Origin of the sequence: Agrococcus casei LMG 22410, from assembly GCF_900163565.1 — a bacterium.
GTDB classification, from domain to species: domain Bacteria; phylum Actinomycetota; class Actinomycetes; order Actinomycetales; family Microbacteriaceae; genus Agrococcus; species Agrococcus casei.
This window is the reverse complement of sequence record NZ_FUHU01000031.1, coordinates 1-3,113: the sequence shown is the minus strand read 5'-3', so window position 1 is coordinate 3,113 and position 3,113 is coordinate 1. Positions and strand designations below refer to the sequence as shown.

At 59.8% G+C, this 3,113-nt stretch carries 3 protein-coding genes; all 3 read right to left on the bottom strand.

What is annotated here, in order from left to right; genetic code table 11:
- Nucleotides 1–1,019: 1,019 nt before the first annotated feature.
- The 3 genes from CZ674_RS07540 to CZ674_RS14170 all read right to left on the bottom strand — a co-directional run bounded on the left by CZ674_RS07540 (nucleotide 1,020) and on the right by CZ674_RS14170 (nucleotide 3,029).
- Entirely contained in the window at nucleotides 1,020–1,901 is an 882-nt protein-coding gene (locus CZ674_RS07540) for a DNA-processing protein DprA (protein WP_086991920.1), read from the bottom strand.
- Between the two features lie 280 nt (nucleotides 1,902–2,181).
- Complete coding sequence (locus CZ674_RS07535) at nucleotides 2,182–2,850, bottom strand: hypothetical protein (protein WP_143244678.1); 669 nt, start codon at nucleotides 2,848–2,850, stop codon at nucleotides 2,182–2,184.
- A 20-nt stretch (nucleotides 2,851–2,870) separates the two neighbouring features.
- Nucleotides 2,871–3,029, bottom strand: a complete 159-nt coding sequence (locus CZ674_RS14170; protein ID WP_159456928.1) for a hypothetical protein — start codon at nucleotides 3,027–3,029, stop codon at nucleotides 2,871–2,873.
- Nucleotides 3,030–3,113: the final 84 nt, after the last annotated feature.

The following is a 3,113-nucleotide window of genomic DNA, read 5'->3' as shown; positions in this document are numbered from 1 at the left end:
CTCCATTCTCCGTCCGTAACACTGGAGCCTCCAACAAAACCAGGGCGCATCAGTTGCATACGGTGCAGGGGTTTCGACTGTGCGGGCCGCGAGTGCAATCCACGGTGTACGTGATCTCGCGGCCCAGGAACAGGAAGAGTAGACAGAGAATGCCCGCACGGAGTGGCGGGCATTCTTATCTAATCCTTAATCTATGGGGTGACAACAGAGGCTTGTCAAGACCTTCCTACCGATGACTTCGACGGTCAATGGGACAGTGCGACACTGACCATTCTGGGTCCCCATATGCTGCCGCGAATTCACCGAAGTTGAACTCTCCGTTTACGTACCGCGCACACGTGACGATCGAAACGTGTGCAGCACCTGCTCGCAGTAGCAACGCTGCAACGCTCTGCGCCTTGGCGCCACTCGCCCAAGTGTCGTCAAGTACGATCGCGTGCTTGTCCATAACGCGCCGACTTATGTCGACGTCAGCGAACGCCAGGCTTTCAATATCAAGGGACCGCTGAGCAGCCAATTGCGTACGAACTACATCTAGCCTGACGATATCGTCAGGCAGTATGTCCTCAATTCCCTTCAAGGGGTGCGTCCCCTCTTTATGTGGGTTACCCGAAGGGACAGTTGCAACGGCTGTTGCGGGACCTCGACCGTCGGCCTCTAAGCAATCCCGGTGGTAGTAAAAAAACGACCACACGAGTGCCCGGAGTCGCTGCTGCGCCTCTAGGCTCGGGTGGTTATGGCGCTTGTACTCGTAGATATCTGTAAAGAGTTGGTGGTCTGGCAAAGCGTACGACAGTGGGAACACAGAGTCCGATAGCGTCAGACCGAGGCCACGTGCTTGACTTCTCAAGGTGCGGCAACCGCTGCAAAGGGCGTAGCCCGGGACCAGGACACCTCCGCAATTGGAACAAACCCACTCGGTTCCCTTGTCGTCCCGAACGGACGCCAGCACGGGCCTGAATAACTGCCGAAGCTCCATAATTCGCGCGGTCCTCTCGGTCTCACTAGCTTCGAACCCGTTAGCGCGAGGCACTGCCCCAAACCTCTGCCAGGTAATCGTTAGAAGCAGCATTCTCTATCGAATCGGCAGCTTCGAGGATCGTTCCAACGACGTGTGCGACGCCGCGCTCGACATAGTCTCGCCCCCACGAGGTCCCTTCGGCGACTTGATGCGTTAGGAATAGCGGTCGCCCATGATTCACCGCGGCGTATGCCTGATGCTTTGTCCCACTCTTCTCGCTAGCCGTGACAATCAGGGTCGCTCCTGAATAGCCGCTCATCGTCACGTTCCGCATCGGGAATGATGCTCGAGTGGGCGAACTTCCCGGCCAGAACTGAGAGAGAATCTGGCCCTCCTGCAGTATTTCTTTGTACAGGCCTTGATTCTCGCGCGGATAGATTCGGTCCACACCTGTCCCCACGATTGCAACGGTGCGCGCGCCAACTGAAAGCGCCGCAGCGTGAGCCGCTGCATCGATGCCCTTCGCAAGACCCGACACCACGGTTAGTCCGCGCCTGCCTAGCTCAGCGGCCACATCGTGCGCATACTGAAGAGCGCCAGTTACTGGTTCACGAGAACCGACAATGGCCACACTTCTGGCGTCATCTGCCTGCGCCCCCAGTCCGAACAAAAACAGGGGATGGTCATGGACTCCTCGAAGCTGACGCGGATAATCGTCCGCCGTCACATTCGTGACCCAGATACCTCGACTACGCCATTCCTTGAGACGTTCGTCGACATCGGAAGCATCGAAGAAGTCAAGCTGGACCCCTCGCACGCTTGCCAAGATCTCAGACGGGCTGAGTTTTTCGGTAATGCTCGTACGGACCTTGGCGTGGGACATACCTCGCTCATGAAGCAGAATAAGGAGCGCCCTCTCCTCTGCAGCAGCATCGAACATATCAAAAGCCTACACTCGGCGTAGGGCGTTTCGGGAAGCCGCAATTCGAACAGCATGGCCGGCTTTTGTCTCCTCAGCCTGGGCTTTCTCTACTCTGCGCTGCAGAGGTACGTTCTTCCGGGCCTTCTCACGCTTCACTCGCCGCACGTCCTCGAGCAGGAGCTCCACGCGTCCCCGCTCCCCCTCACGCCACCTAACCGCATCCTCCGCGCGCCACCGTTGCAACGACCTCTCCGATACCTTCGCAAGACGTTCACCCTGCCTGTACGTCACCCATGTTTCAGACACTCTGCAACACCCCTTGTAGTTCCTCGGCCGTGACCGGCCATTCTGTCCAGCAGTACTCACACCGCACCTGCAGCTGATCGTCGACCCACGACGCGCTGATGCGCCCGTCGACGCATACGGGGCAGATTCTGCGCCGGTAGGTCAGTTTCCGTTCCCGCAGCCCGTACCTGTTCCCGAGGAGCGACACGAGCTCCGTCACCGAGTCGTGCATGACCCCGATCGAAGAGTCGTACGCGAACCCCTCGAGATGTGACTGCAACCAGGCCGTGACCGTGCGCGCGCCTGTGGCGGCCTGAGAAGGCGTAGCCCTCACAGATACCCCAGCAACGTCCCGATCGTCACCCAGGAGCACGCCCAGCGCGTCCGGTCGCTGCACCCCGGTCGACATTGCGAACCATTTGCCCCACTCCATGACCAGCGCCCACAACTGATCAGCATCCGTCATCGCCTGATCGTTCATCACGTCGTGATCCTTCGTGCCACTGACACGCTCACCAGCACCGCCCGCGGGAATGATCGCGTGCATGGCCTGCTCGATCGTCGCGGGCACATCACCAAGACGCCACCAGAGCCTGTCGAAGCAGCGCTGACACAACAGCCCCAGGTCGGCACTGACGGAATACAGCTCCCCGTCAGCACCGACCGTTGTGCACTCACGCACACACATCTGCTCGCTCATGATCAGAACGGCGTCTCTTCACGAGCCGGCTGCGTCCAGGAGTCCTGCGACGGCTGCGACCACGACGAACCCGACGCCTGACCCGCCGACACGCTCGAGCCGCGCTCACGCTTCGCCACCTGCGCCGTCGCGAACCTCAATGACGGGCCAATCGTGTCCACGTCGCATTGCAGAGCCCTGCCCTGCGTGCGGGTCTGATGCAGGAACTGGTGACAGTTCTGGTTAGGCCGCGAGGGCCAGGTCGT

What these genes read in the sequence shown, in the direction of transcription:
- CZ674_RS07540 (WP_086991920.1), bottom strand. Translation starts at nt 1,901, where the DNA reads ATGTTCGATGCTGCTGCAGAGGAGAGGGCGCTCCTTATTCTGCTTCAT.